Below are 19,780 nucleotides of genomic sequence, written 5' to 3'. Positions count from 1 at the left end.
CTCACCGGCCGCGGGCGGTCTCCCGGTGCCGGATCTCGGTGTCGGGGCCCGGGGAGCAGACTCCCTCGTGACCGTCCTGGAAGCGGACCCGGTACGGCGGCCGGCCGCCCTGTCCCATCACTTCCACGATCTCGCCGACCTTGTCGTTCTGGCCGACCACCCTGCCGTGCTGGACAAGCTGGTCGCCCTCGGTTGCGCGCATCTGGGGCCTCCTGACGCCGGAGCGGCGGTCCGTGCTGTCGAGTCTACGAGGCTGGGCCCGCCGGGGCCGTTCGACCGGATCCCGGGCGGTGTCAGCCGCGGGCCCGCTGGGTGACGGCGATGCACACCAGCACCGCCACAGCCGTGAGCGGGGCGGCCGGTGTCAGCCGCTCGCCGAGCAGCAGCACCGACCACACCAGTGTGAGCAGCGGCTGGGCGAGCTGCAACTGACTGGCCCTGGGCACCCCGATGGCGGCCATGCCCCGGTACCAGAGCACCAGCCCGAGGAACTGCGAACCCGCCGCGACCCACACCAGCCCGGTCACACTGTGCGCGGTGAGCCGCACCGGCTCGTGCGCCAGCGCCAGCGCCGCGGCCGGCACCCCGAGCGGCAGACACAGCACCAGCGCCCAGCCGATCACCTGCCAGCCCGGCATCACCCGCGCCAGCCGGCCGCCCTCGGTGTACCCGGCCGCGCACACCAGCAGCGCCCCGAAGAGCAGCAGATCGGCGGTGGTCAGCGCGCCACCGCTCCGCAGGACCGTGAAGGCGAGGACCGCCGCCGCGCCCGCCACGGCCGCCGCCCAGAAGGTGCGCGAGGGCCGGTGTCCCGTGCGCAGGGCGGACAGCAGCGCGGTGGTCAGCGGCAGCAGCCCCACCACGACGGCCGCGTGCGCGGTGGTGGAGGTCTCCAGGGCGAGTGTCGTCAGCAGCGGGAAGCCGATCACGACCCCGCCCGCCACCACCGCGAGCCCCGGCCAGTGGGCGCGGTCGGGCGGCGGGATCCGCAGCGCCAGCAGACAGCCCCCGGCGACGACCGCCGCGAGGACACTGCGCACCGCCACCAGCGACCAGGGCCCGAACCCCTCAAGACCCCAGGCGGTGGCCGGGAAGGTGAGGGAGAAGGCGACGACCCCGAGGACGGCCGCCAGAGTGCCGGAACCGGTCCGGCGCGAGTCGCTCACCGCTATCGAGTTCAGTGCGATAGCGCTATCCTGTGCTCTCATGCAAGAGCGTAGCAGCGTGGATGAACTGGTGAAACGGCTGCGCCCCGAGGTGCAGCGCTACTCTCCGGATGGAAAGCTCCCGTCGAGCCGGGCGCTCGTCGAACGCTTCCGGGTCAGCCCGGTCACCGTCTCGCGCGCCCTCGCCCAGCTCGCCGCCGAGGGCCTCGTCGTCACCCGCCCCGGCGCCGGAGCCTTCCGCGCGAGCCCCCGCACCCCGCTCGCGCCGACCGGTGACACCTCCTGGCAGGAGGTCGCCCTCAGCGCCGACGGCGCCGCCGACGCCGTCCCCCGGACCGTGGACGCCTCCGGAGTCACCGTCTGCCTCGCCGCACCGCCGCCCGGGGTCATCGAGCTGAACGGCGGCTATCTCCACGCCTCCCTCCAGCCGGAGAAGGCCATGACCGCCGCGCTCGCCCGGGCCGGCCGCCGCCCTGGCGCCTGGGGCCGCCCGCCCCTGGAGGGACTGCCCGAACTGCGCGAGTGGTTCGCCCGCGGCATCGGCGACTCCCTCACCGCCGCCGACGTACTCATCGCCGCGGGCGGCCAGTCCGCGCTGACCACCGCCCTGCGCGCCCTCGCCCCGCCCGGCGCGCCCGTCCTCGTCGAGTCGCCCACCTACCCCGGGATGCTGGCCATCGCCCGCGCCGCCGGACTGCGCCCGGTCCCCGTCCCGGTCGACGCCGACGGCATCAGACCCGCCCTGCTCGCCGACGCCTTCCGCGCCACCGGCGCCCGCGTCGTCGTCTGCCAGCCGCTCTTCCAGAACCCCACCGGCGCGGTCCTCAGCGCCCAGCGCCGCCCCGAGGTGCTGCGCATCGCCCGCGACGCCCGCGCCTTCGTCGTGGAGGACGACTTCGTACGACGGCTGGTGCACGAGGACGCCGGGCCCCTGCCGCCCCCGCTCGCCGCCGACGACCCCGACGGCGTCGTCGTCCATGTCTGCTCCCTCACCAAGGCGACCTCGCCCAGCTTCCGCGTCAGCGCGCTGGCCGCCCGCGGCCCCGCCCTGGAACGACTGCGCGCCATCCAGATCGTGGACTCCTTCTTCGTACCGCGCCCGCTCCAGGAGGCGGCCCTCGAACTCGTCGGCTCGCCCGCGTGGCCCCGCCACCTGCGGGCCCTGTCCGCCGAACTCACCACCCGCCGCAACGCCATGACCGCGGGCCTGCGCCACCACCTGCCCGAACTCGCCCTCCCACACATCCCCTCCGGCGGCTACCACCTGTGGCTGCGGCTGCCCGACGGCACCTCCCGCACCCCCGGCTCCGCCGCGGAGAGCACCCTGTACACCGCCGCCCTGCGCGCGGGCGTCGCCCTCACCCCCGGCCGCCCCTCCTTCAGCGCCGAACCCCCCGGCGCCCACCTCCGCCTCAGCTTCGCCGCCGTCTCCGGCACCACCGAGATCGCCGAGGGCCTACGACGGCTGCGCACCGCCTGCGACGAGGTGCTCGGCGCCCCCTAAACCGGTCGACACACCCACGCCGCGCTGTGAGGATCCCGCCATGACCGACACCACCACCACGGCCGTCCTCACCGAGGGCTACGAGATCTCCACCGACCCCGACCGCATCGACGCCGCCCGCGTGCACCACTGGCTGTCCACCGACGCGTACTGGGCGCTCGGCCGCCCCCGCGAGAAGCAGGACCGGGCCATCGCCGGCTCCCTCAACTTCGGCGTCTACGACAGCGGAACCGGCGCCCAGGTCGCCTACGCCCGGGTCGTCACCGACCGGGCCACCTTCGCCTGGCTGTGCGACGTGTACGTGGACCCCGCCGTCCGCGGCCACGGCCTCGGCACCGCGCTGGTCACCGCCGTCCGCGAGGAACTGCGGCCCTGCGGGCTGAACCGGCTGCTGCTCGCCACGCACGACGCGCACGGCGTGTACGAGCGGATCGGCTTCCGGGGGCTGGAGCGGCCCGACCACTGGATGGTGCTGACCTACTGAGCGGGCCGTGGGGATGCCGCCCGTCCGGCACCCGTCAACCCCCCTCGCGCGGGCGGCGATTCAGGGCGTATGCCCGACTGATTCCTGCCTTCCGGTAAACCCTTGCGTACCGTCGGTAGCTCCTGGGCGGCCCCTCTTGACCTGGGCACATCGCGGGCACACGATCCCCGCATGGCACTTCGGGTCACGTTCGTCGCCGCCGCGCGCAGCTCACCGCTGCTCGCCGAGACCTTCGAGGACGACCGGCCGCTGGATCAGGCGGGCTGGTACGAGGTGCAGCGCGTCGCCCGCGAGCTGGTGCCGCTCGCCGCCGCCGAACTGCGCTACTGCTCGCCGACCCCGCGCAGCCGCGCCACCGGGGACGCCCTCGGCTACGCCCCGCTGGTCCAACCCGCCCTGCGGGACTGCGACATGGGCCGCTGGCGGGGGCTGACCCTGGGCGAGGCGATGGCCCGGGAACCGGCGGCGGTCGACGCCTGGCTCGCCGACCCGCGCGGCACCCCGCACGGCGGTGAGTCCCTGATCTCCTTCATCACCCGCGTCGGCGGCTGGCTCGACACCCGCCCGGTGGGGGACGGCGTCCACTTCGTCGCCGTCGCCGAGCCCGCGGTGATCCGGGCCGCCCTGGTCTACGCGCTCAAGGCCCCGCCCGCGACCTACTGGAACCTCGATGTGCGCCCGCTGTCGACCACCACCGTCACCGGCCGCGCGGGCCGCTGGAACCTCCGCTTCGACGGAGCGCCCAACAGCTCGCCCCTCTAGGAATCGCGCGTGTAGTCGGTGACCAGGAGCAGGTCCTTCGCCGGGCCGCCCACCCGCCAGACCGTACGCCAGCGGTCCGGGCCGGCGACCGTGAACTCGCCGCGGTACAGGTCCGCGGCGCACGGGTGCTCGGCGACGTACCGCCCGCCGGTCAGATCGAGGGGGTGGAAGGGGCGGCCGTCCGCGAACCTCACCTCGGCCGTGCCCGGCGCCGCCCCCGGCGCGAAACGCAGGGTCCGACCGGCGGGCCTGGCCTCGCCCCGCCAGACGAACGTGCCGGACTCCCGGTGCAGCAGCCCGCCCCCGTCCGGCAGGGGCGCGAAGACGGTGTCGCCGGTGAACCGGCCCTCGTCGCCCCCGTCGAGATCCCGTACCTCGCGCGTGACCCGCCAGCTCCCGGCGAGATACGCCAGCACGTCCGGGACCGGCCAGAACTCACCCATGCCGCCACGGTAGCCGCCGCCCAGGCCGCCCGACCGGTCAGGCCCGGCTCAGGATCACCACCAGGGCCATGCACTCCGCGAGCAGTTGCACGGCGAGTGCCACCCGCCGCACCCGTACGGCGGGCGCGGCCAGGGCGACCGCACAGGCGACGACGCCCAGCCCGAGGCTCCCGTCGAACGCCGAGTCGGGCAGCCCGGGCTCGCACCCCTCGCCGTACGTCAGACATCGCGCCGCCCGCTCCGAGAGGAGGGTGAGGATCCAGGTCACCAGGGCCGCCGGCGCGAAGAGGAGAGCGCACCCGGCGGACCAGAGCCGAGTGCGGTCCGTGCCTGCCGGGACCGGGGCCGGGGGAGCGGGGGCGGGAGGGGGAGGGGCGGTGGCGTCCATGCCCCGATCCAACGCCGTACGACGGCCGCGCCACACCGCTCGGCTACTCACCCCGGTCTGCGTACCGTACTCAGATGTGACGGAGCGCTTCCGTCGGCCCCATCGGCCGAGGCGCTGCCCAGGGAAGCGTCCGGCGGCGGCGCCCTCCCAGACCGCAGTCTCCGCAAAGATCCGCCTTCCGGATACGGATGCCTCCGCACCCGCCGGCGCCGGCCTGGCGGCCGTCCGGACCGGCGGGCCGGGGCGACGTCACGCAGGGACGCCGAGCGGCGGGTGCTCAAGCACGCGGGGCTCGTACTCGACCAGTTGGATGCGGCCGTCGAAGGTGCGGTGCTCGATCATCTGGAGGGCAACGTCCGGATAGCCGTCGTAGATGCGTTCTTCGCCCGTGGCCCCGGTGATCACCGGGAACATCACGACCCGGAAGCGGTCGACGAGTCCGGCTCGTAGCAGGGACCGGCACAGGCTGAGGCTGCCGATGGTGCTGAGGAGCTTTGAGCCACTCGACTTCATGGCGCGGACCGCCTCGACGGCGTCGTCGCGGACGAGCGTGGAGTTGGCCCAGGTCAGCGGCGCCTTGAGTGAGGAGGAGAACACCACCTTGGAAGCTTGCGTGAGCTCGTCGACGGACGCCTCTTCTTCGGGCCTGAACTCGTCTTGGCCTTGCGGGACCTCGCCTGCGGCGAAGCCCGACATCAGGCGGTAGGTGTTCGCTCCCATCAGGTAGGTGGCCTCGGGCTGCTCGCCGAGCCATGAGAGGTACTCCGGGCCTTCGAGGCCCCAGAACCCGGGCCATCCCTCTCCTGACGCGTAGCCGTCGAGGGAGGTGATGAAGTCGACGAGAAGCTCCGACATGGCGGTGTCCTTTCCTGGGCTGTCACGAGCTTGGACTGGCCAGGAGCCACATATTCATCGGCCGCGCTGCGGAGTGACGAGATGTGACCGAGATTCCTAGTTGGCACTTCTCGGTCCGAGCTGTGCAGGTCAGGGCGGCTTGGAGAATTCTTGTTGGCACATCTTGAGCGAGATAGTTGGCACCTCAAGGATACGGATGCTTACTGTACGTGAGCGCCGGGGTGAGACGGTGCCACGTTTAGGTGCGGCAGGTCGCTGGGCGGGTTTGGAGTAACCCGCCCAGCGACTTACGGGGGTGGGGGCGTGATTTGGGCGAGGCGGACGCGGTGGCCTTCTGCTGTGTCGCCGAAGTCGCGTTCGTCGTCGTCGCGGAAGCGTTTGTAGAACCACTCGGGTACTCGGGTGGTGTCCAGGCGGGTGCGGAGAACGCCGTCCTGCACATCCCGTGCAACGGTCCGAAGGCGGTGCCATTCGTCGTCGGGTACGGGGCCGGGGTGTCCGTTGTGTAGCTCGGTGTTGACGACCTTGGTGAGTCGGTCGCGCTCGTCGGCCACCTTGCGTTGGCCGGACCAGATCTCGTAAGCGATCTGGTAGGCCGCCAGAGACGGGACGAAGAAGCTAAGGAGAGTGTCGCCCAGAGTGGCGTCCGCGACCACCAAACCGGCGACGAAGCCGATAGCGGCCCACAGCATCGCGAGGGTGGCGATGAGGTGGCTGTAGCGGCGGCGGAGGCGGGCGTCCCAGGCAAGGTTCTGTTCCTGGGCGATGAAAATGTCGTAGGGGTGGTGGACGTCGTGGGTGGGGTCGTACCAACCGTCAGTGATGCGCTTGTCCTTCGCGCCACCTCGGGGGAGCTTGCGCGCGAGACGGCGGACGTCGGGTTCGGGGATGGGATCGCCTGCAACGGTGGAGCGCCACGGCAAGTGGAACAGGGTGACGTCGAACATCTCCTGGAGCAGGGCGCCCTGGCGGGCTGTGCTCCCGGCGAGGCCCTTGAGCAGGAACGCGGAGACGACGAACCAGAAGAACCCGACGATCGAGACGGCTGTCCGGCCGTGGCCGATCAGCGTGATCAGGACACCGGCGGCGGCGAGCAGAACGGCGGCGGTGACGCGCACGGCCTCGAGGAGCTGGCCGCGTTGGTGGCTTGCTGACGCGGCGCGCTGGAGGAGCAGCATGTCGTCGTCGAGCTGCCGCTCGTGGATGGCCCGGGATGGGATCCCGTGGACGCCGCCGGGGTCGGTGGAGAGGTTCATGGCCTGGTCATCCTGTTTCCGAACAGCTTCTTCCACTCGTCGTAGGCGGCGCGCTCCTGGCCCTCGTCCTCCAGGTCGACCGCCCGCTCTGCGATGGCGCGGGCCTGGTTGAGCGTGTTGGCCGCGGCGAGTTTCTGGGTCGCGTTCATGACGGCGTTGACGTCACCGCCAAGGCCAGCGGGGTCGGGCCACTCGTCGCCGAGGCGTTCGGCGGCGGTGGCCAGGAACAGCACGATCTCGTCCTGGTAGCGCCCGATCGGCGGTTTCACCAGCGACTGGGCCATGACCTCCAGCAGGAAGGAGGGCGACACAGGCTCGCCGAGTTCGCGGTTGATGCCCTTGACCATCTTGACGAAGGGCACGTACTTGCCGTCGCAGTCGGCGTTCTTGTCGATGCTCAGCTCGTGGTGGCGCTTGGGGTTGGTCGCGATCCAGTCGCCTGCCGAGGGATTGGGGATGTAGTAGCCGCCCTCGTCTCGTTTGAAGGCGGGGACTACGTCGATCGACATGACCTCGTCGTCGGGGCCGTAAGGGATGACGACGGCCATGCCGTCGCGGGCGGCGGAGCTCCACTTCTGACGGAGCAGGGTCTCCAGGGCGTTGATCACTTGGATGGGGGCCTGATCGCGGAAGCCGGCCTGGGAGCCGTCGGCGTCGAGGACCACGAAGATATCGATGTCCTTGAGCTTCTTCGTCTTGGTGTCGCGACGGTAGCTGCCGGTGAGGAAGTCGTCGGCGAGGTCCCAGCGCGACCGGACGAAATCGCGGATGGCCTCGTGCCGTGCCTTCGCCAGGTTCTGCTCGGTCTGGGTGATTTCCAGGTTGTGCTTGAGCTTGGTGAAGGCGTCGTCGATGTATCCCATAGCGGTGTCTTCCTGCTCGTGGTCTCAGGTGTGGTAATACCGCATGCCAGTCGAGGCGTGCGGGGCGGAGCCGAGAGTGCCGAAGGTGATGCCGCGCAGGCCGTCAGTGCTTGCCCGCTGGCCGGGCCCCCAACCCGGTTGTGGGGTGCGGGGCCCGTTGAAGGTGCAGAACAGCCTGTAGGTGGTGCCCGCGGGCACCCGGTCGAACTTGGCCCGGAACCGGGCGGCTCGGGCACGGGAGGCGGTGAACTCGGCGTTGCCGTCGCCGGCGGTGGTGTAGGACACCGGGAATTCGATCACCGGTGCGACGGCGCCCGAGGGCTGGTGGCACTCCAGGACGACCGTGTCGAGGGAGCCCTCCTCGATCCATGCCTTGATCGCATCCTCGTTCTGCACCCAGTCGCGACGGAACCGATCCATGTTGATCCCCAGGTCGGCGAGGATGTCGGTGATGGTGCCGAGGATGACGTCGGTCAGGTGCGTGGCGGTGTGGGTCCGGGTGTAGCTGTAGGTATAGGTGGAGGTCATCGCTGGGTCACCGCCCGTAGCAGAGCCTCACGGTCGATCAGCGGACCGGAGTTGGCAGCCTTTGTCTCCGGAGCGGGCGGGACCGCGTCAGACAACCGGGCGTGACCGTCGACGGCTGCTTTCACCTGTTCCTGGAGTGGGGCCGGGGACGGCAGGTGGATCGTGAAATTGTCGGCGCCCGCCGCGCCGGGGACGGGATTGAGGTTCTCCTCGAACGTCAGCGCCGCCGTGCCGGACACCGTCGTTATCTCACAGTGCACCTTGCCGGCCACCAGGGTGATCGGGTGCTGCTGCAGGTGCCCTGCCGCGATCAGCATCCGCCCGATTGCCTCGGCGGCCGACATCGCCTGCATCGCCTCGTCGCGGGACAGCGCGGAGGACTGCGCCACGGTGTCCGCCACGAGGTCCGCGATCACCGCCCAGGTTCCGCTGGCGCTGCGCACGGGAGAGGCCGCTACCTGCCTAGCACGCCGCACGGGACACCTCCGGCTCACCCGTCTCCGCGACGGCGTTGCGCACTGCGGCGGCCAGGTCGTCTTCGGTGAGGCTGCCGGGGTCCAGCACGGTGTCCAGCCGCTGAGCCAGGGCTTCGAAGACCAGCTTGCGCGTACGGCGGCCGTCCAGTCCGTGAGCCGCCTCGGCGATGCGCTCCATCGCCGAGGAGTGCGCCAGCTCACCCAAGGCGGGGTACTTGTCGGCCAGCATCAGCAGCGTGGAGGCCAGGATCTTCCGCAGTGCCTCAGGCTCGGGAAGTGGGACGAGGATGGCGGCGTCCGAGCGGGAGAGGAACGCCTCGTCCAGAGCGGTAGTGAAGTTGCTGGTCGCGACGAAGAACAGGTGCGGGTGCTCGGCGGCGTTGAGATCCAAGGCAGTGAGCACCGCGTCCGTTGCGCGGTGAACGTCGGCCGGGTTGGCGGCCAGCGACGCCGCCGAGCGGGCGACCGCCATCGACTCGACCTCGTCGAGGATCACCACGGTCGGCACGCCATCTGACGCGAGGCCTGGAACGTACTCGCCCAGCAGCTCGCTGACCCGCTGCTGCGACTGCCCGTGCTCGGCGCTCATTAGCCCGTGCGGGTTGATCTCGATCCGCCGGACCGCGCCTCCGCCGACGTAGCGGGCGACCTGCGCCGGCAGACCCCGCGCCAGGGTCGTCTTGCCGGTACCAGGAGGACCGTAGAGCGTGCACAAGCCGTGCAACGCCGTCACCGCAAACGGCAGGTCAGGCCGCACAAGCAGCGACAACACGGTTTGGTTGCGCAACCGCTCCTTGATCCCCTCCGGCACCACGATGGCGTCCCACAAGGCGGCCTCCGCCGAGTCGGCGGTGATCACCTCGTCCGACAGCACGCACTCCTGAACCCTCATCACCTCAGCTCCATCCCCCCACACATGGCGGGTTACCTCAGATCTGAACATCATCTTCCACGCGTTGGGTAGAGTACATGACGTAGCGGAGATGCAACTCGACACACTTCACTCGGGCGTGTTCGGTTGGAGCCGAGCGATTTGACCGACCGGTAACCAAGGTGTGCCTAAGATGCGGGCGGAGCATTCAAGATCGAGAATCGTCCGCTGATCGGCGGACGCCGACTGGCCGGGAGGCGAGCGACGTGAACGACCTGCGACTGGACCCCGGTGACATCGCAGCCCTGTTCGATCGCGCCCGGCTGCGAATGGCGCGCGAACTCCGGGGGCTCACCCAGGTGCAACTGGCCAGGGAAGTGGGCTCCGTCACCGCAGCCTCGATCAGCCAGTTCGAAAACGGACACACCAAGCCCGCTACATCGACGCTTCGCCGGCTTGCGGTCGCTTTGCGGGTACCGCCGTCGTTCTTCGCCGCGCCAGCCCGCCCCCCTGCTCAGGATCAGGTCAACGGGTTCTTTCGCAGCCTTCGATCGACCTCCCCCCGAGATCGCCAACAAGCGCTTGCGTACGTGCACCTCGCACGAGAACTCGCGCTTGAGCTCGAAAAATACGTCGCGCTTCCCGACCTCAATCTGCCGCGCATTCCAATCAACGAAGAGCATCCTCTTCAATCCGCCGACATCGAACAAGCGGCAGCACAGATCCGTGATCACTGGAATGTCCCACGCGGTCCTGTACGAAACGTCGTGCGCCTGATGGAAATGAACGGCGTTGTCGTCGTTCGCTTCCGTGTCAGCATTGAAAAAGTTGATGCATTCTGTGTCGACTTCCCTGACAGGCCTATTGTCGCTCTCGGGGCCGACAAGGGACTGCGTGACCGCTCCCGCTTCGATGCGGCCCATGAGCTAGGGCACCTGGTCTTGCATGGCCTCACCGGGAAAATCGGCGACAAGGTCACTGAGAGTCAGGCCCACGAGTTTGCTGCTGCGTTCCTCATGCCAGCTAACGACATCAGATCCGAACTTCCGGAACATCTCGATTGGCCCGCATTTCTTCGCTTGAAAGCGAAGTGGCACGTTTCTCTAGCAGCTCTCCTGGTTAGGGCAAAAACGCTCGGTGTTATGAGTGAACACACCTATGCGCAGGCATGGAAAGCCTTGTCCGTCCGGGGGTGGAGGAAAGTTGAGCCAGGCCCTCTTGGGAATCCAGAAGTTCCCGTACTCTTGCAACGCGCACTAGAACTCATGGAGACAACCGGGATCTCCTTCGCTGATTTCATCAATCGTTCCGGACTTCCGGAAGCCGATGTTCGAACCCTACTCAGCCGGGATATCAGCGAACGACCCCGTGTGGAATTCTGACCGGCCCCGCTCGGTTACTCGGTATGCGAGTTTTGGGAGGAGGTGAGGGCGCCCTTCCAGACGGCTGCCCCTTCACTGTCGGCCCAACGCATGCAGCCACGGTAGATGCTCGTCTGCTCGAACGCGTCACGGCTAAGCGCGGCTCTGGCGGAGCGTTCGATGACATCGTGTCCCACTTTGGCTGCCCACCGCCGTTTCGCGACGAGCGAGAATGCCTTGGCCAGGTCGTGGCCGGAGCAGTACTGCTCCCTCTCCGTGACGCGTGCGAGTTCTGCCTGCAGAAGGGCGAGCAGCCCAGGATGGTCTTCGGGCTCCTTTCCTGCGCGTTTGCAGGCGAGCGTGATCAATGCGGTGAGGTCGATACTGCCGACGTTGTTCCTTGCCACCTCGGTCAACGGGAAGTCCCGCAAATTCAGCGCGAGCCCGTCACGCTGAGACATGAAGCGCAGGAGCCCGACTGGGAGCGCCAGGTGGACACAGGCGGCGTTGATGTCCTCCTGGGTGCAGCCGTCGGCGCCGTGCCGAAAACTCAGGTCAGTGCAGAAGCTGGCCGCGAGTGCTTCGTATACGTGCGGGGCGAAGAAGATGCAAGCGTCCAAGTCGTAGAAGTCGGTGTAGATCACTGCGTGGTGGTCCATACCGTTGTCCAACAGCCCTACCCAGTCGCGGTCAAGGATGGCATAGACGGCTGCGAGTTGGCCGCTGTCGTGGACCCTCTCGATGGCTCCTTGGGCTCTTTGCTTGCCTAGCGCGGGAACTGTGGTGAAATTTTCGGCGTTTATGAAGCGGTCCAAGACTGCGCAGTCCGCAGAGCCTTCGACGAGTATGAAGGCGCGTGAGTCATTGGCCCGGAGCATGATCAGTTCAGCGTAGAGGTCGTCTGCATCGAGGTCGTCGAACACCTTGTCTACTACTCCGCGTCCGGGCCAAGCACGACCATACGATCCGCCCACTTTCCGGCAATCTGAGGGGAATGAGTGGCGACGATAGTCCGGAACCTCACCAGGGACGCGATCTTGCGGAGGTCCGTGATGAATCCCTTTTGCCAGGACACATGAAGGGAGATCTCCGGTTCATCGATTAGCACGAGAGCGCCCAAAGGAACATTGAACAGGAGGTCGTAGACCAGCACCAGTTCATGCTGCTCTCCGGAAGACAGGGAAGCTAGTTCGAGTTCCTGCCCGTCATCGTCGCTGACCAGTCGGAAGCCGCGTTCGCGGTCGATCTCGAGGTGTTTGAACAGGAACCGGCTGTTGACGATTTCACGCAGTCGAGAAACTCGATCGAGAGTGTCCTGGAACGTCGCCAGTTTTGCTTCGGTGTCACGGAGATAGGTCCACAGCACCGCGCGCTGCCAGTCCTCCATGCGCTCGGGGATCTCGATCACGCTGGAACGTTCGTCATCGTCAACCAGCGAGATGTCACCGAGCTGGCGTCGCAGCTCGTTCTGGGCGTCGTAGCGTTCCCGAATCGCCTGCTCGCTCACGTCGACAGCGGGGTTCTCCAGAAGGCGCTGTGGGTAGGTTCGGTCCAGCTCCTGCGAAGTCCGTGAGTTCTCCGCCAGTTCTTTCGCCAGTCTGCGGGCCAGGTCCTGAGCGAACTCCTCGACTTTCATCAGTGTGGGACGCTGCCTCCGTCCTGGCCGATCCTCTGGCACCGACAGGCCAAGCAGTCGGTGGGTGTCAATGGAATGGACCACGATGCCCGTCAGATACTCACGCATCTCTGCCGGCATGAGCTCGCTCAGCAGGTCCCTGAGCGCATCAGGGGGCTCGTCCCCCCACTGTGCCAGCAGGTCCAGGAGAGCGACCTCGTCGGTAGCGTGCATTAGCTGGTTTCGTAGCAACCTTTGGTTGCGGGACAGTAGTTCAGCGCTGCCCGCTTCGAGGCGCACAAACGCGCGCCGGGCTTCCGCTCGCCCTACGGGGAGCTTGGGCGACCACGTGATGCGAACGGGGCCAGGTCCTTCGAGGAGGAAGGACAAGGATGCCGGAGCGGTCCGGGTTTCGTCGTCTGGAGAGGCTCGGTCCTCTTCGTGCATGCTCTCCGGCTCGGGCTTTTCGATAGAGAGCTGCGAGCCGTCGCTGAAGCACATCTGAAGAGTCTGAAACGGCACGCGCGCGATCTTGCCGAAGTCCACCGGCCACGACACCGCGCTGATGAGGTCGAGGAGCATTGTCTTGCCCACACCATTGGGCCCGTGGACGATCACGAACTCGTCGGTAGCCGGGAAGTTGACCGTATGCGTGAACCTGCCGAGCAGGCCAGTGACCTTCACTTGGGTGAGCGCACGAGCGCTGTCCATCAGTTGTCCATCCGGTGTCTCGTTCCCATTGCGGGCGAAGTGATCGTATCTCTGCTCCGTACCCCATGTTGGAGATCGCCGCCATCTGCGATGCGGTGATGACGGTGGGCGGGGCTGCATACGGTGCTGTACGGGCTCTTGGGAGTAGAGCTACGGACATGGATGTCTACTGTGCGTTAGCGTCGGGGCGTTGGGTGATCCGTTGACCTCGTCCGCGAGGGTGGCCGTGGGCCCAGCACCGGCGTCGATTTCCCATGCGAGTTGCTGTGCGTACTTGGCGAGGACGTAGCGTAGGTCCGCGTAGTGACGCAGCGGATCGGGGCGGGAGAACTGGAACCATGCGGTGTTCCGCCGCGCGGCCCACTGTTGCTGGATTTCGGTGGGTTGTGCGGCTTCGAGTGGGCGGGGAGCGAAGAGGTGCTCGCCTCGCGTGACCAGCGTCCAGATGAATACCGAGGCGTCCTGGCGCTTGCGGTCGTCGGTCCGGGTGCGGGTCTGGGTGTGAACGGACGGGAGTTCTTTGACCAGCGCTTCCCAGGAGTCGACGCTGAGCACCCACTCGTGGAGTGCTTGCCGTCTGTGCCAGTAGTCAACTGGTGGTTGACGTCGTGATTGCAGTTCTGAGGCGAGAGCACGAAGGGCTTTGTCGACCTCAAGAGGGTTGCATCGCGTCCATGCTGAGCGCCGAGTCTCGCGTCCGGTGAGTAGGTGTGTCTGGACTGGCGTGATCCCGAGGAACTCGGCGGCGTCATCGTAGGTTCCGCCCATGGTCCACTGGACGAGCCGGACGGCGGCGGCCCTGCGCACGGACTTGACTTCCGAGCCCGCGCAACTGGCCAGGTAGCGCTGATACCAGTCGGGTTCCAGGAACGCCGGGATGTGCTCGGGCTGGTAGCCGCTGCGGAGTGGTCCTCGTGTGCCTCCGCGGCCGCCGCTGACCCGGGGGAACGTCCGAGTGACGGGTTCAGCGACCTGGCGGAGTCGCTCGGAGCAGCCGCTCTTGTGCCTGTCGTAGAGAACGGCCCATGGTGTTCGGCTTGAAGGGCTGCCGAAGGCAGCACGCGTGAGATTCGAGATGACGTCGGGCAGGTCGTCTCTCGAAAGCAGGCGGTCTGCGGCCATGAGCAAAGCTCCGCAGGTAATGGGGTCACGCAGCGGCGTGTCGCGGACTTGTTGGTTGTGCCTCCCGCCCGGACTGGCGTGCATCGTCTGCGAGTTGGAGTCGATTCGCTCAGCGGTGTTGGCATCGAGGAGGTCCAGGCTGTGAGGCCATGCCGTGTTGATCAGCGCAGTGGCCAGCCGGAGATCGGTGAAGTACTCGGACGCGTCCGTGGCTCGAGTGGGTGAATCCAGGCGGCCCCGGAGGGACTTCTGGAAGCGGAGGATGTCGGCAGTCGGTTGTGGCCGGTCGCGCCCAGAGTCGGTGAGGTGGTCGAGTCTGCCGGCGCAGGCGAAAGACTTCCTCCTCGGCGTCTGCGCGTTGACCGTCCACCGGCATTGCGCTGGATGCAGCGTGTGGTCGTTGGCCCGTTGGATGAGAGGTCCTTGCGCGTCGTGCGGCTGACCGCAGTGCGGGCATTCGGCCTCCAGATAGGTCTGATGCTCGGTGCAGGCGAAGACGATGGGCAGGTGCCAGAGCTTGAGCCAGGGCCCGCCGTGCCGTTGCTGAACATCAGTGCCGTCGCCCGCCAGGCAGGAAGGGCAGAAGCGGGGCGAGCCGACGTAGAGCCATGCGTCTGGCCTCATCAAGCGCCCTGGGGCGGACAGGGACCGGGCGATCGGCGGGTAGCGGTCACGCCACTGCGCCAGCGTCAGCGCGGAGACTTCCCTGGCCGTCTGTCCCGTGAGCCGGGCGAATGCGTCGATCTGAGGACTGGGAAGGTCCAGCAGCAGACTGCCGGGGAAGTGATTTGGGTTGGCGCCGTCCTTGATCCAGTCCGCCGCGCGAATCAGGTGGAGAGGCGAGAGGCCGAGACGGTGCCCAAGTCGCAGCATGTAGCTGACCAGGGACTCTCCGGACAGGGGTTCGAGGCTCCGGGGCAGTGGATGCATCGTGGCTTCACCCGTCAGGCGCCTGCGCGGGCAGCCGGGCCGGCGTCATCGAAGACGGTGTTCCGGGGGCGCTTCGCCGGCTTGGGGGTCTTGTCAGCGGTCGGAGGGTCGGCCGGGATCACGGGCTCGTCCGGTGCCTGTTCGGGCGCATCCCGTCGGAGCACGATCTCGTCCAGCAGGCTCTCGTCGATCAGTTCCTTCCCGGACTCCATGGCCTCTTGAGCACCATCTTCGAGCAGGCGTCCCAGCAGGCCGATGACACCGCCGGTGCGACGCATCAGGTACTCCGGCATGGCGCCGGCAGTGAGCATGCCCGCCTTCGCGTTGAAAAGCCGCAGGTGCTGCTCGATTCCCTCCAGATGATCGACGAAGCCCTGGATCTGCTCCGGGGTGGTGTAGCGGAAGCGGTCGATCTCGATGAGCTCGAAGCGGTGCTCGGTCTGGGTGATCTCCAAGCCGTGGATGCGGGTCGACTCCAGAGGCGGCATTTCCCACTGCCGGGTCTTCTTGTTCCACGTGGCCTCGCGAAGCAGCCCAGTGCCGGGGATGTTGACGCCGGTCAGGATCAGGGTGACGTCCAGGCTCATGAAGGCCCGCATCAGGTCGAGGACGTCCTGATCGTCGGCTCTGTGCATCCGCAGCCGGCTGATGTCGTCCAGGATCAGCGCTTTGACGCCGTGGTCATGGAGGGAGTCGGCGACCTGCCGTACCAGTTCCGGCAGCGTGGCCGACTTGCGGGTCTGGGCGCGGAAGAAGGCCAGGATCGATGCGCAAAGGCTCTTCGGGGTCGCGGTCACCGGGGTCGAGACATAGACGACTGGCGCATGAAGGTCCCGAGTGCCCGGAACAGCCCCAGGGTTGAGGTGGCTGTGCAGTTCCAGCCACTGGTCTTCGAAGACGGCCCCGGCTGAGATGACAGACGCGGTTTTGCCGTAGTTGCCCCAGCCGCTGATCATGACGCCGGCGCGGGTCGGGTCGTTCTTCTTCCTCGTGTTGCCGCTCAACCGGCGCCGGATCAGCCTGCCGACCTTGTCGTGCATGGGGGTGTCCTGCAGTGGGAGGTTCGCGTTCGTCAGCTCTCGGTAGAGGTCGTAGTCGTACTGGCGGCTCTCGGGAAGCATTGACCACTGCTTCGGCGAGATGACGGAGGCAGGGACGAGGAGATCGCAGTGGGTGCGGTAGTGCTGCCAGCCGGCGTAGGTGTCGAGGGACGGGCGGCTGCCCAGGATCAACTCGGCGATCCTGGCTCGTGAAGGCAGGCCCTCCACCGAATCGTCGTGAGAGATCGCTTGGGTCACGTGTCGTCCTCCCGGACCGTTGTGTCGGCTTCCGAGTCGTCGGGAGGCGGAAGCCGGAACATGCGGCGCCGGTTCAGGGCTGCGTGCAGCGTTGCCGGTGCGACGGGCCTGGTGCCGGCGAGTGCTTCTTCGCGTCGTCGGCGCCGGTCGGCGTCGACGACGTGGTCGATCGTGCGGGCGTGCTCGGCCCAGGCCACGGGCATCTCCGCCGGAACCTGCTCGTTTGCGGGTGCCGGTGCGGCGGGGCGGTCGGCCGTAGCGGCCTGTGCTCGGGTGATCTCGCGGGCCTGGGCGACGCGCCGCTTCTTTCCGGCCTTCTTCTTGGCCTGGCTGGGCCACTGGTCAACGGGGGTGACCGAGCCGAGGATCCCGAGCAGGTGCTCCAGGAGCTCGCTCTCGGAGTGGATCCTGATGTTGTTCGCCTTCACGTGCGCCAGAAGGGCGCCTGCGGTCTTGTCCGAGAAGGCGGGGATCTCGCCGTCGGGAGGCAGTCCTCGCCAGCGCAGGATGTGCCAGGTCTCATGGTCGGCGTCGTCTTGGAGGAACACCTGTCGGCGGTCCCTTCGGTCGCTGCGGACCACCCATTGGCGCGCGTGTTTGCCGCCTCGGGCGGAGGGCTGCTGGAACCGCGGCTCGTCAAGGATCGGGTCGTGATACCAAAGCCCGAGGATCTTCACGCCGCGACGCGGATGGATCTTCACGTGGTGCTTGCGCAGGACCTTGTAGTAGAGGCTCGGTTCGGGGAAGTCCAGGTCGAAGCCGCCCTGTTCCATCGCCGCGGCGAACAGCGTGTTGGGGCTGTGATCCTCGCCCGGCGCCCAACTCGGGGCGTATTCGCCGAGTTTGCGGTTCTGCCAGATCTGGACGATCCAGGTCGCGATGATGTGCTCGGTCTGTGCGAGCGTGAGGCTCGCATCGCGTTCCGGGTCGGCCCCGCGGTCCGCGACGTCACCGCCGGTGAAACCCAGCAGGTGTTCGAAGAGCATGGTCTGGACGGTGAGGAACTGGCGCTCGACCGCGAACTTGTCGGTCTGGCGCAGGACGCGGGCAGGAAGGATCCGGCAGCCGATCTCCCGCTCGGCCTCCACCAGGTCGTGGTTCTTGTAGGGGCCGCCGTGGTCGGTGGTGACCGTCTCCGGGGCGAAAAACGGCAGGGCGGCGACCCGGTGCCCGGTGAACTCGGCGATCACGTCGGCCGGAGCCCCGGCGTAGGGCCACTCCATGTCCTCGCCCCAGCCGTCCCGCATCGGAAGTGGCAGCATCACGTCCCGCAGCAGCATCGCGACATCGACCGAGGTGTCGGACTGCAGCGTCAGCCGGAAAGCCGGCAGCCCGTGCGTGTAGAGATCGAGCGCGAGGGTGAGCGTCGAGGTGACCGCATCACCGAAGACGGTCTCGCGCAGCTTCACCGGCATCGGGGTCGAGTCCAGCACCAGAACCTGGCCCGGCCGGTGGACCACCACCCGGCCGGAGACCCCGGCCTCCGCGGCGGCCTCGGCCGTTCGCCCGTAACGCGGCCGGGCTCCGCCGGGCCCGAACCACTCCTCCCAGACTGTCGCGAACGTCCAGCGGGAAGGGATCTTCTCGGTCGGGAAGGCCGGGAACCGCTCGCGCATGTACTGGTGCATCAACCGGTGCCTGGCAGCCAGACTCAGGCCGGCGCGTTCGCGGCACTCGGCCTTGACCGCGAAGATCGCCTCCCGGACCTCCTCGGTGATGCTGCGGTGCCCGCTGCGTCGTCGTGTCCAGCGCCCGTCCGCGCAGGCCAGCAGGAGACTGTCGCCCGACAGTCCCGACAGACGCATCAGCGTCCGGTAGCTGAGGTGCTGCAGGCCGAGCCGGACCGCTTCCGGGCGGGGCATCGCCTCCATCTCCGCAGCCTTCGAGCGGCGGCGCTCGGTCAGCGTCGTGCGGTCCGGGTCGTAGGCAGGCCGGGGCTCACCCGGCAGGGCCCGAGCCGGGTGGCCCTCCCGGAACCCCGTCTCGGCTTCCAGCACGTGCGCAGCCCGCAGCCGGGCCCGCTCCAGCTGGTCCTTTGTCAGGTCGGCCAGGGTCCTCGGCTGCTGGGCGACTGGCGACGGGTGCCCCGGCTCTCGGGGCTTCGGCAGGAGCCGCAGGTCGGGATGGTTGATGAGCCAGCGGAACGAGCGGGTCTCCGCGCGGCCGTCGTCGTCCGTGAGGACGAGCCGGCCGTACTGACCGTGGACGGCTGCGATCGTCCACTCGACGCCGTTGAGCGCGACCCGCCTGCCCGGTGCGATCTGCAGGAAGCCCCTGGCTGCCATCACACCGCCCAGATCAGCGAGCTGTCCCGCAAAGGACTGCCCAGGTCAACGCCGAGCTCGCGGTGCCAGAGCAGCCGGACGATGTTCGCCCGGCCAACGGCAGGCACGCTGGTCGAGTCCGCCAGCTCGCGGAACGTCATCATCCGTCCCGGCTGCCCGCCGATAGCGGTGAGCAGTTGGTCCCGCATGCCGAGCAGGTCCCTCGCCGGCCGCCTGCGCGAGGACAGATGATCAAGGACGCTCCAGACATGCGGGCGCCAGCCCGCGATCACCGAGTACCGCCAGCCGCAGGCGGCCGCCGCTTCTCTGGCCGCCGCGAACTTCAGCGCGTCCTCTTCCTTGATCAGCTCCATCGGCCGGACGTCCAGCAGCCACATCCCGCCGTCGATCACAGCCAGGAAGTCCGGGATGTGCCAGGCATCTCCGCCCACATGCTCGAAGTCCAGTCGGAACGGCTGCGACAGAACCTCCGATGCCCTCAAGAAGTCCAGCGCGACCAGCAGGCGCATCTCTTCCAGCGACTCGAAGCCGTGTTGCCTGCCTGTTGAGGCCATCACCTCCAGGCCTGGGCGATGCCGTTGCTTCGCCCGCCATGTGAACCCCCGCATCGGACGTGATGACAGCACCGGCACGTGCGCCATGTCTCGGATCGGCCAACAGACTTCGCCAGCACCCACCCGCCATGACGAACTCCACCGACGGGGCCAGTCGTCATCGAGCCGTAGCCGATCCCGCTCGGTGACATCCCCGTCATACTCAATGGCCAACTGGTCAAGGTGACTTGACTCCGATGGGATCATTGCCCTCGTTGCGCCGCCCATCTATCCACGGCAGCATCCTCTGCCCAGCGATAACGACTCTT

Annotated in this window: 20 protein-coding genes; 4 read left to right on the top strand and 16 right to left on the bottom strand. The window is 68.0% G+C overall.

The window, feature by feature from the left end; genetic code table 11:
• Window position 1: 1 nt before the first annotated feature.
• On the bottom strand, window positions 2-202 hold the full coding sequence (locus ACIQNG_RS22275; protein ID WP_401487213.1) for a DUF1918 domain-containing protein: 201 nt from the start codon (window positions 200-202) through the stop codon (window positions 2-4).
• Window positions 203-293: 91 nt separating this feature from the next.
• Window positions 294-1,208 carry a DMT family transporter gene (locus ACIQNG_RS22270; RefSeq protein ID WP_401487211.1) on the bottom strand — a complete coding sequence of 305 codons (915 nt, stop codon included), beginning with the start codon at window positions 1,206-1,208 and terminating at the stop codon, window positions 294-296.
• On the opposite strand from ACIQNG_RS22270, the gene ACIQNG_RS22265 reads away from it, so the two are divergent.
• The 3 genes from ACIQNG_RS22265 to ACIQNG_RS22255 all read left to right on the top strand — a co-directional run bounded on the left by ACIQNG_RS22265 (window position 1,207) and on the right by ACIQNG_RS22255 (window position 3,916).
• Window positions 1,207-2,670 carry a PLP-dependent aminotransferase family protein gene (locus ACIQNG_RS22265; RefSeq protein WP_401487209.1) on the top strand — a complete coding sequence of 488 codons (1,464 nt, stop codon included), beginning with the start codon at window positions 1,207-1,209 and terminating at the stop codon, window positions 2,668-2,670. The two genes, ACIQNG_RS22270 and ACIQNG_RS22265, sit on opposite strands and share 2 nt — an antisense overlap.
• 40 nt (window positions 2,671-2,710) lie before the next feature.
• Window positions 2,711-3,154, top strand: a complete 444-nt coding sequence (locus ACIQNG_RS22260) for a GNAT family N-acetyltransferase (protein WP_401429172.1) — start codon at window positions 2,711-2,713, stop codon at window positions 3,152-3,154.
• Between the two features lie 171 nt (window positions 3,155-3,325).
• A complete protein-coding gene (locus ACIQNG_RS22255) occupies window positions 3,326-3,916 on the top strand; it encodes a histidine phosphatase family protein (RefSeq protein WP_401429174.1) in 591 nt (196 codons plus the stop codon).
• On the opposite strand, the gene ACIQNG_RS22250 is transcribed toward ACIQNG_RS22255, so the two are convergent.
• The 8 genes from ACIQNG_RS22250 to ACIQNG_RS22215 all read right to left on the bottom strand — a co-directional run bounded on the left by ACIQNG_RS22250 (window position 3,913) and on the right by ACIQNG_RS22215 (window position 9,617).
• Window positions 3,913-4,359, bottom strand: a complete 447-nt coding sequence (locus ACIQNG_RS22250; RefSeq protein WP_401429177.1) for a DUF6314 family protein — start codon at window positions 4,357-4,359, stop codon at window positions 3,913-3,915. The genes ACIQNG_RS22255 and ACIQNG_RS22250 overlap by 4 nt on opposite strands.
• A gap of 37 nt (window positions 4,360-4,396) precedes the next feature.
• Window positions 4,397-4,747, bottom strand: a complete 351-nt coding sequence (locus ACIQNG_RS22245; protein ID WP_401487206.1) for a hypothetical protein — start codon at window positions 4,745-4,747, stop codon at window positions 4,397-4,399.
• Between the two features lie 249 nt (window positions 4,748-4,996).
• Window positions 4,997-5,602: a dihydrofolate reductase family protein gene (locus tag ACIQNG_RS22240; RefSeq protein ID WP_401487204.1), complete on the bottom strand. Its 606-nt coding sequence runs from the start codon at window positions 5,600-5,602 to the stop codon at window positions 4,997-4,999.
• 287 nt (window positions 5,603-5,889) lie between these two features.
• On the bottom strand, window positions 5,890-6,858 hold the full coding sequence (locus ACIQNG_RS22235) for an S-4TM family putative pore-forming effector (protein WP_391004717.1): 969 nt from the start codon (window positions 6,856-6,858) through the stop codon (window positions 5,890-5,892).
• Entirely contained in the window at window positions 6,855-7,721 is an 867-nt protein-coding gene (locus tag ACIQNG_RS22230; protein ID WP_401487203.1) for a CBASS oligonucleotide cyclase, read from the bottom strand. Before ACIQNG_RS22230 ends, ACIQNG_RS22235 begins: the two co-directional genes overlap by 4 nt.
• A 24-nt stretch (window positions 7,722-7,745) precedes the next feature.
• On the bottom strand, window positions 7,746-8,249 hold the full coding sequence (locus tag ACIQNG_RS22225; RefSeq protein WP_401487201.1) for a hypothetical protein: 504 nt from the start codon (window positions 8,247-8,249) through the stop codon (window positions 7,746-7,748).
• Window positions 8,246-8,692 carry a hypothetical protein gene (locus tag ACIQNG_RS22220; RefSeq protein ID WP_364807351.1) on the bottom strand — a complete coding sequence of 149 codons (447 nt, stop codon included), beginning with the start codon at window positions 8,690-8,692 and terminating at the stop codon, window positions 8,246-8,248. Before ACIQNG_RS22220 ends, ACIQNG_RS22225 begins: the two co-directional genes overlap by 4 nt.
• 19 nt (window positions 8,693-8,711) lie before the next feature.
• Window positions 8,712-9,617 (bottom strand): AAA family ATPase, encoded by a 906-nt coding sequence (locus ACIQNG_RS22215; RefSeq protein ID WP_401487199.1) that lies wholly within the window; start codon window positions 9,615-9,617, stop codon window positions 8,712-8,714.
• A 245-nt stretch (window positions 9,618-9,862) separates the two neighbouring features.
• On the opposite strand from ACIQNG_RS22215, the gene ACIQNG_RS22210 reads away from it, so the two are divergent.
• On the top strand, window positions 9,863-10,978 hold the full coding sequence (locus ACIQNG_RS22210) for an XRE family transcriptional regulator (protein WP_364807346.1): 1,116 nt from the start codon (window positions 9,863-9,865) through the stop codon (window positions 10,976-10,978).
• Between the two features lie 14 nt (window positions 10,979-10,992).
• Here the strand turns inward: ACIQNG_RS22210 and ACIQNG_RS22205 are convergent, their stop codons facing one another.
• From ACIQNG_RS22205 to ACIQNG_RS22180, 6 genes are all read right to left on the bottom strand, one after another.
• On the bottom strand, window positions 10,993-11,880 hold the full coding sequence (locus tag ACIQNG_RS22205; protein ID WP_401487197.1) for a hypothetical protein: 888 nt from the start codon (window positions 11,878-11,880) through the stop codon (window positions 10,993-10,995).
• Between the two features lie 8 nt (window positions 11,881-11,888).
• Window positions 11,889-13,283 (bottom strand): AAA family ATPase, encoded by a 1,395-nt coding sequence (locus ACIQNG_RS22200; protein WP_401487195.1) that lies wholly within the window; start codon window positions 13,281-13,283, stop codon window positions 11,889-11,891.
• Window positions 13,284-13,433: 150 nt separating this feature from the next.
• A complete protein-coding gene (locus tag ACIQNG_RS22195) occupies window positions 13,434-15,335 on the bottom strand; it encodes a TniQ family protein (RefSeq protein WP_401487194.1) in 1,902 nt (633 codons plus the stop codon).
• 14 nt (window positions 15,336-15,349) lie between these two features.
• The gene (locus ACIQNG_RS22190; protein WP_401487192.1) at window positions 15,350-16,633 is read right to left on the bottom strand and encodes a TniB family NTP-binding protein; all 1,284 of its coding nucleotides are present in this window, start codon (window positions 16,631-16,633) and stop codon (window positions 15,350-15,352) included.
• Window positions 16,630-18,918 (bottom strand): transposase, encoded by a 2,289-nt coding sequence (locus tag ACIQNG_RS22185; protein ID WP_401487480.1) that lies wholly within the window; start codon window positions 18,916-18,918, stop codon window positions 16,630-16,632. Before ACIQNG_RS22185 ends, ACIQNG_RS22190 begins: the two co-directional genes overlap by 4 nt.
• A complete protein-coding gene (locus ACIQNG_RS22180; RefSeq protein WP_401487190.1) occupies window positions 18,918-19,559 on the bottom strand; it encodes a TnsA-like heteromeric transposase endonuclease subunit in 642 nt (213 codons plus the stop codon). Before ACIQNG_RS22180 ends, ACIQNG_RS22185 begins: the two co-directional genes overlap by 1 nt.
• Window positions 19,560-19,780 lie beyond the last annotated feature (221 nt).

The sequence above is a fragment of the Streptomyces sp. NPDC091377 genome (genome assembly GCF_044757045.1).
In the GTDB taxonomy this organism is placed as follows: Bacteria; Actinomycetota; Actinomycetes; order Streptomycetales; family Streptomycetaceae; genus Streptomyces.
This window is presented reverse-complemented; position numbering and strand designations above follow the sequence as displayed.

What these genes read in the sequence shown, in the direction of transcription:
- ACIQNG_RS22275 (WP_401487213.1), bottom strand. Translation starts at nt 202, where the DNA reads ATGCGCGCAACCGAGGGCGACCAGCTTGTCCAGCACGGCAGGGTGGTC.
- ACIQNG_RS22265 (WP_401487209.1), top strand. Translation starts at nt 1,207, where the DNA reads ATGCAAGAGCGTAGCAGCGTGGATGAACTGGTGAAACGGCTGCGCCCC.
- ACIQNG_RS22270 (WP_401487211.1), bottom strand. Translation starts at nt 1,208, where the DNA reads ATGAGAGCACAGGATAGCGCTATCGCACTGAACTCGATAGCGGTGAGC.
- ACIQNG_RS22260 (WP_401429172.1), top strand. Translation starts at nt 2,711, where the DNA reads ATGACCGACACCACCACCACGGCCGTCCTCACCGAGGGCTACGAGATC.
- ACIQNG_RS22255 (WP_401429174.1), top strand. Translation starts at nt 3,326, where the DNA reads ATGGCACTTCGGGTCACGTTCGTCGCCGCCGCGCGCAGCTCACCGCTG.
- ACIQNG_RS22250 (WP_401429177.1), bottom strand. Translation starts at nt 4,359, where the DNA reads ATGGGTGAGTTCTGGCCGGTCCCGGACGTGCTGGCGTATCTCGCCGGG.
- ACIQNG_RS22245 (WP_401487206.1), bottom strand. Translation starts at nt 4,747, where the DNA reads ATGGACGCCACCGCCCCTCCCCCTCCCGCCCCCGCTCCCCCGGCCCCG.
- ACIQNG_RS22240 (WP_401487204.1), bottom strand. Translation starts at nt 5,602, where the DNA reads ATGTCGGAGCTTCTCGTCGACTTCATCACCTCCCTCGACGGCTACGCG.
- ACIQNG_RS22235 (WP_391004717.1), bottom strand. Translation starts at nt 6,858, where the DNA reads ATGAACCTCTCCACCGACCCCGGCGGCGTCCACGGGATCCCATCCCGG.
- ACIQNG_RS22230 (WP_401487203.1), bottom strand. Translation starts at nt 7,721, where the DNA reads ATGGGATACATCGACGACGCCTTCACCAAGCTCAAGCACAACCTGGAA.
- ACIQNG_RS22225 (WP_401487201.1), bottom strand. Translation starts at nt 8,249, where the DNA reads ATGACCTCCACCTATACCTACAGCTACACCCGGACCCACACCGCCACG.
- ACIQNG_RS22215 (WP_401487199.1), bottom strand. Translation starts at nt 9,617, where the DNA reads ATGAGGGTTCAGGAGTGCGTGCTGTCGGACGAGGTGATCACCGCCGAC.
- ACIQNG_RS22200 (WP_401487195.1), bottom strand. Translation starts at nt 13,283, where the DNA reads ATGGACAGCGCTCGTGCGCTCACCCAAGTGAAGGTCACTGGCCTGCTC.
- ACIQNG_RS22195 (WP_401487194.1), bottom strand. Translation starts at nt 15,335, where the DNA reads ATGCATCCACTGCCCCGGAGCCTCGAACCCCTGTCCGGAGAGTCCCTG.
- ACIQNG_RS22185 (WP_401487480.1), bottom strand. Translation starts at nt 18,918, where the DNA reads ATGGCAGCCAGGGGCTTCCTGCAGATCGCACCGGGCAGGCGGGTCGCG.
- ACIQNG_RS22180 (WP_401487190.1), bottom strand. Translation starts at nt 19,559, where the DNA reads ATGGCGCACGTGCCGGTGCTGTCATCACGTCCGATGCGGGGGTTCACA.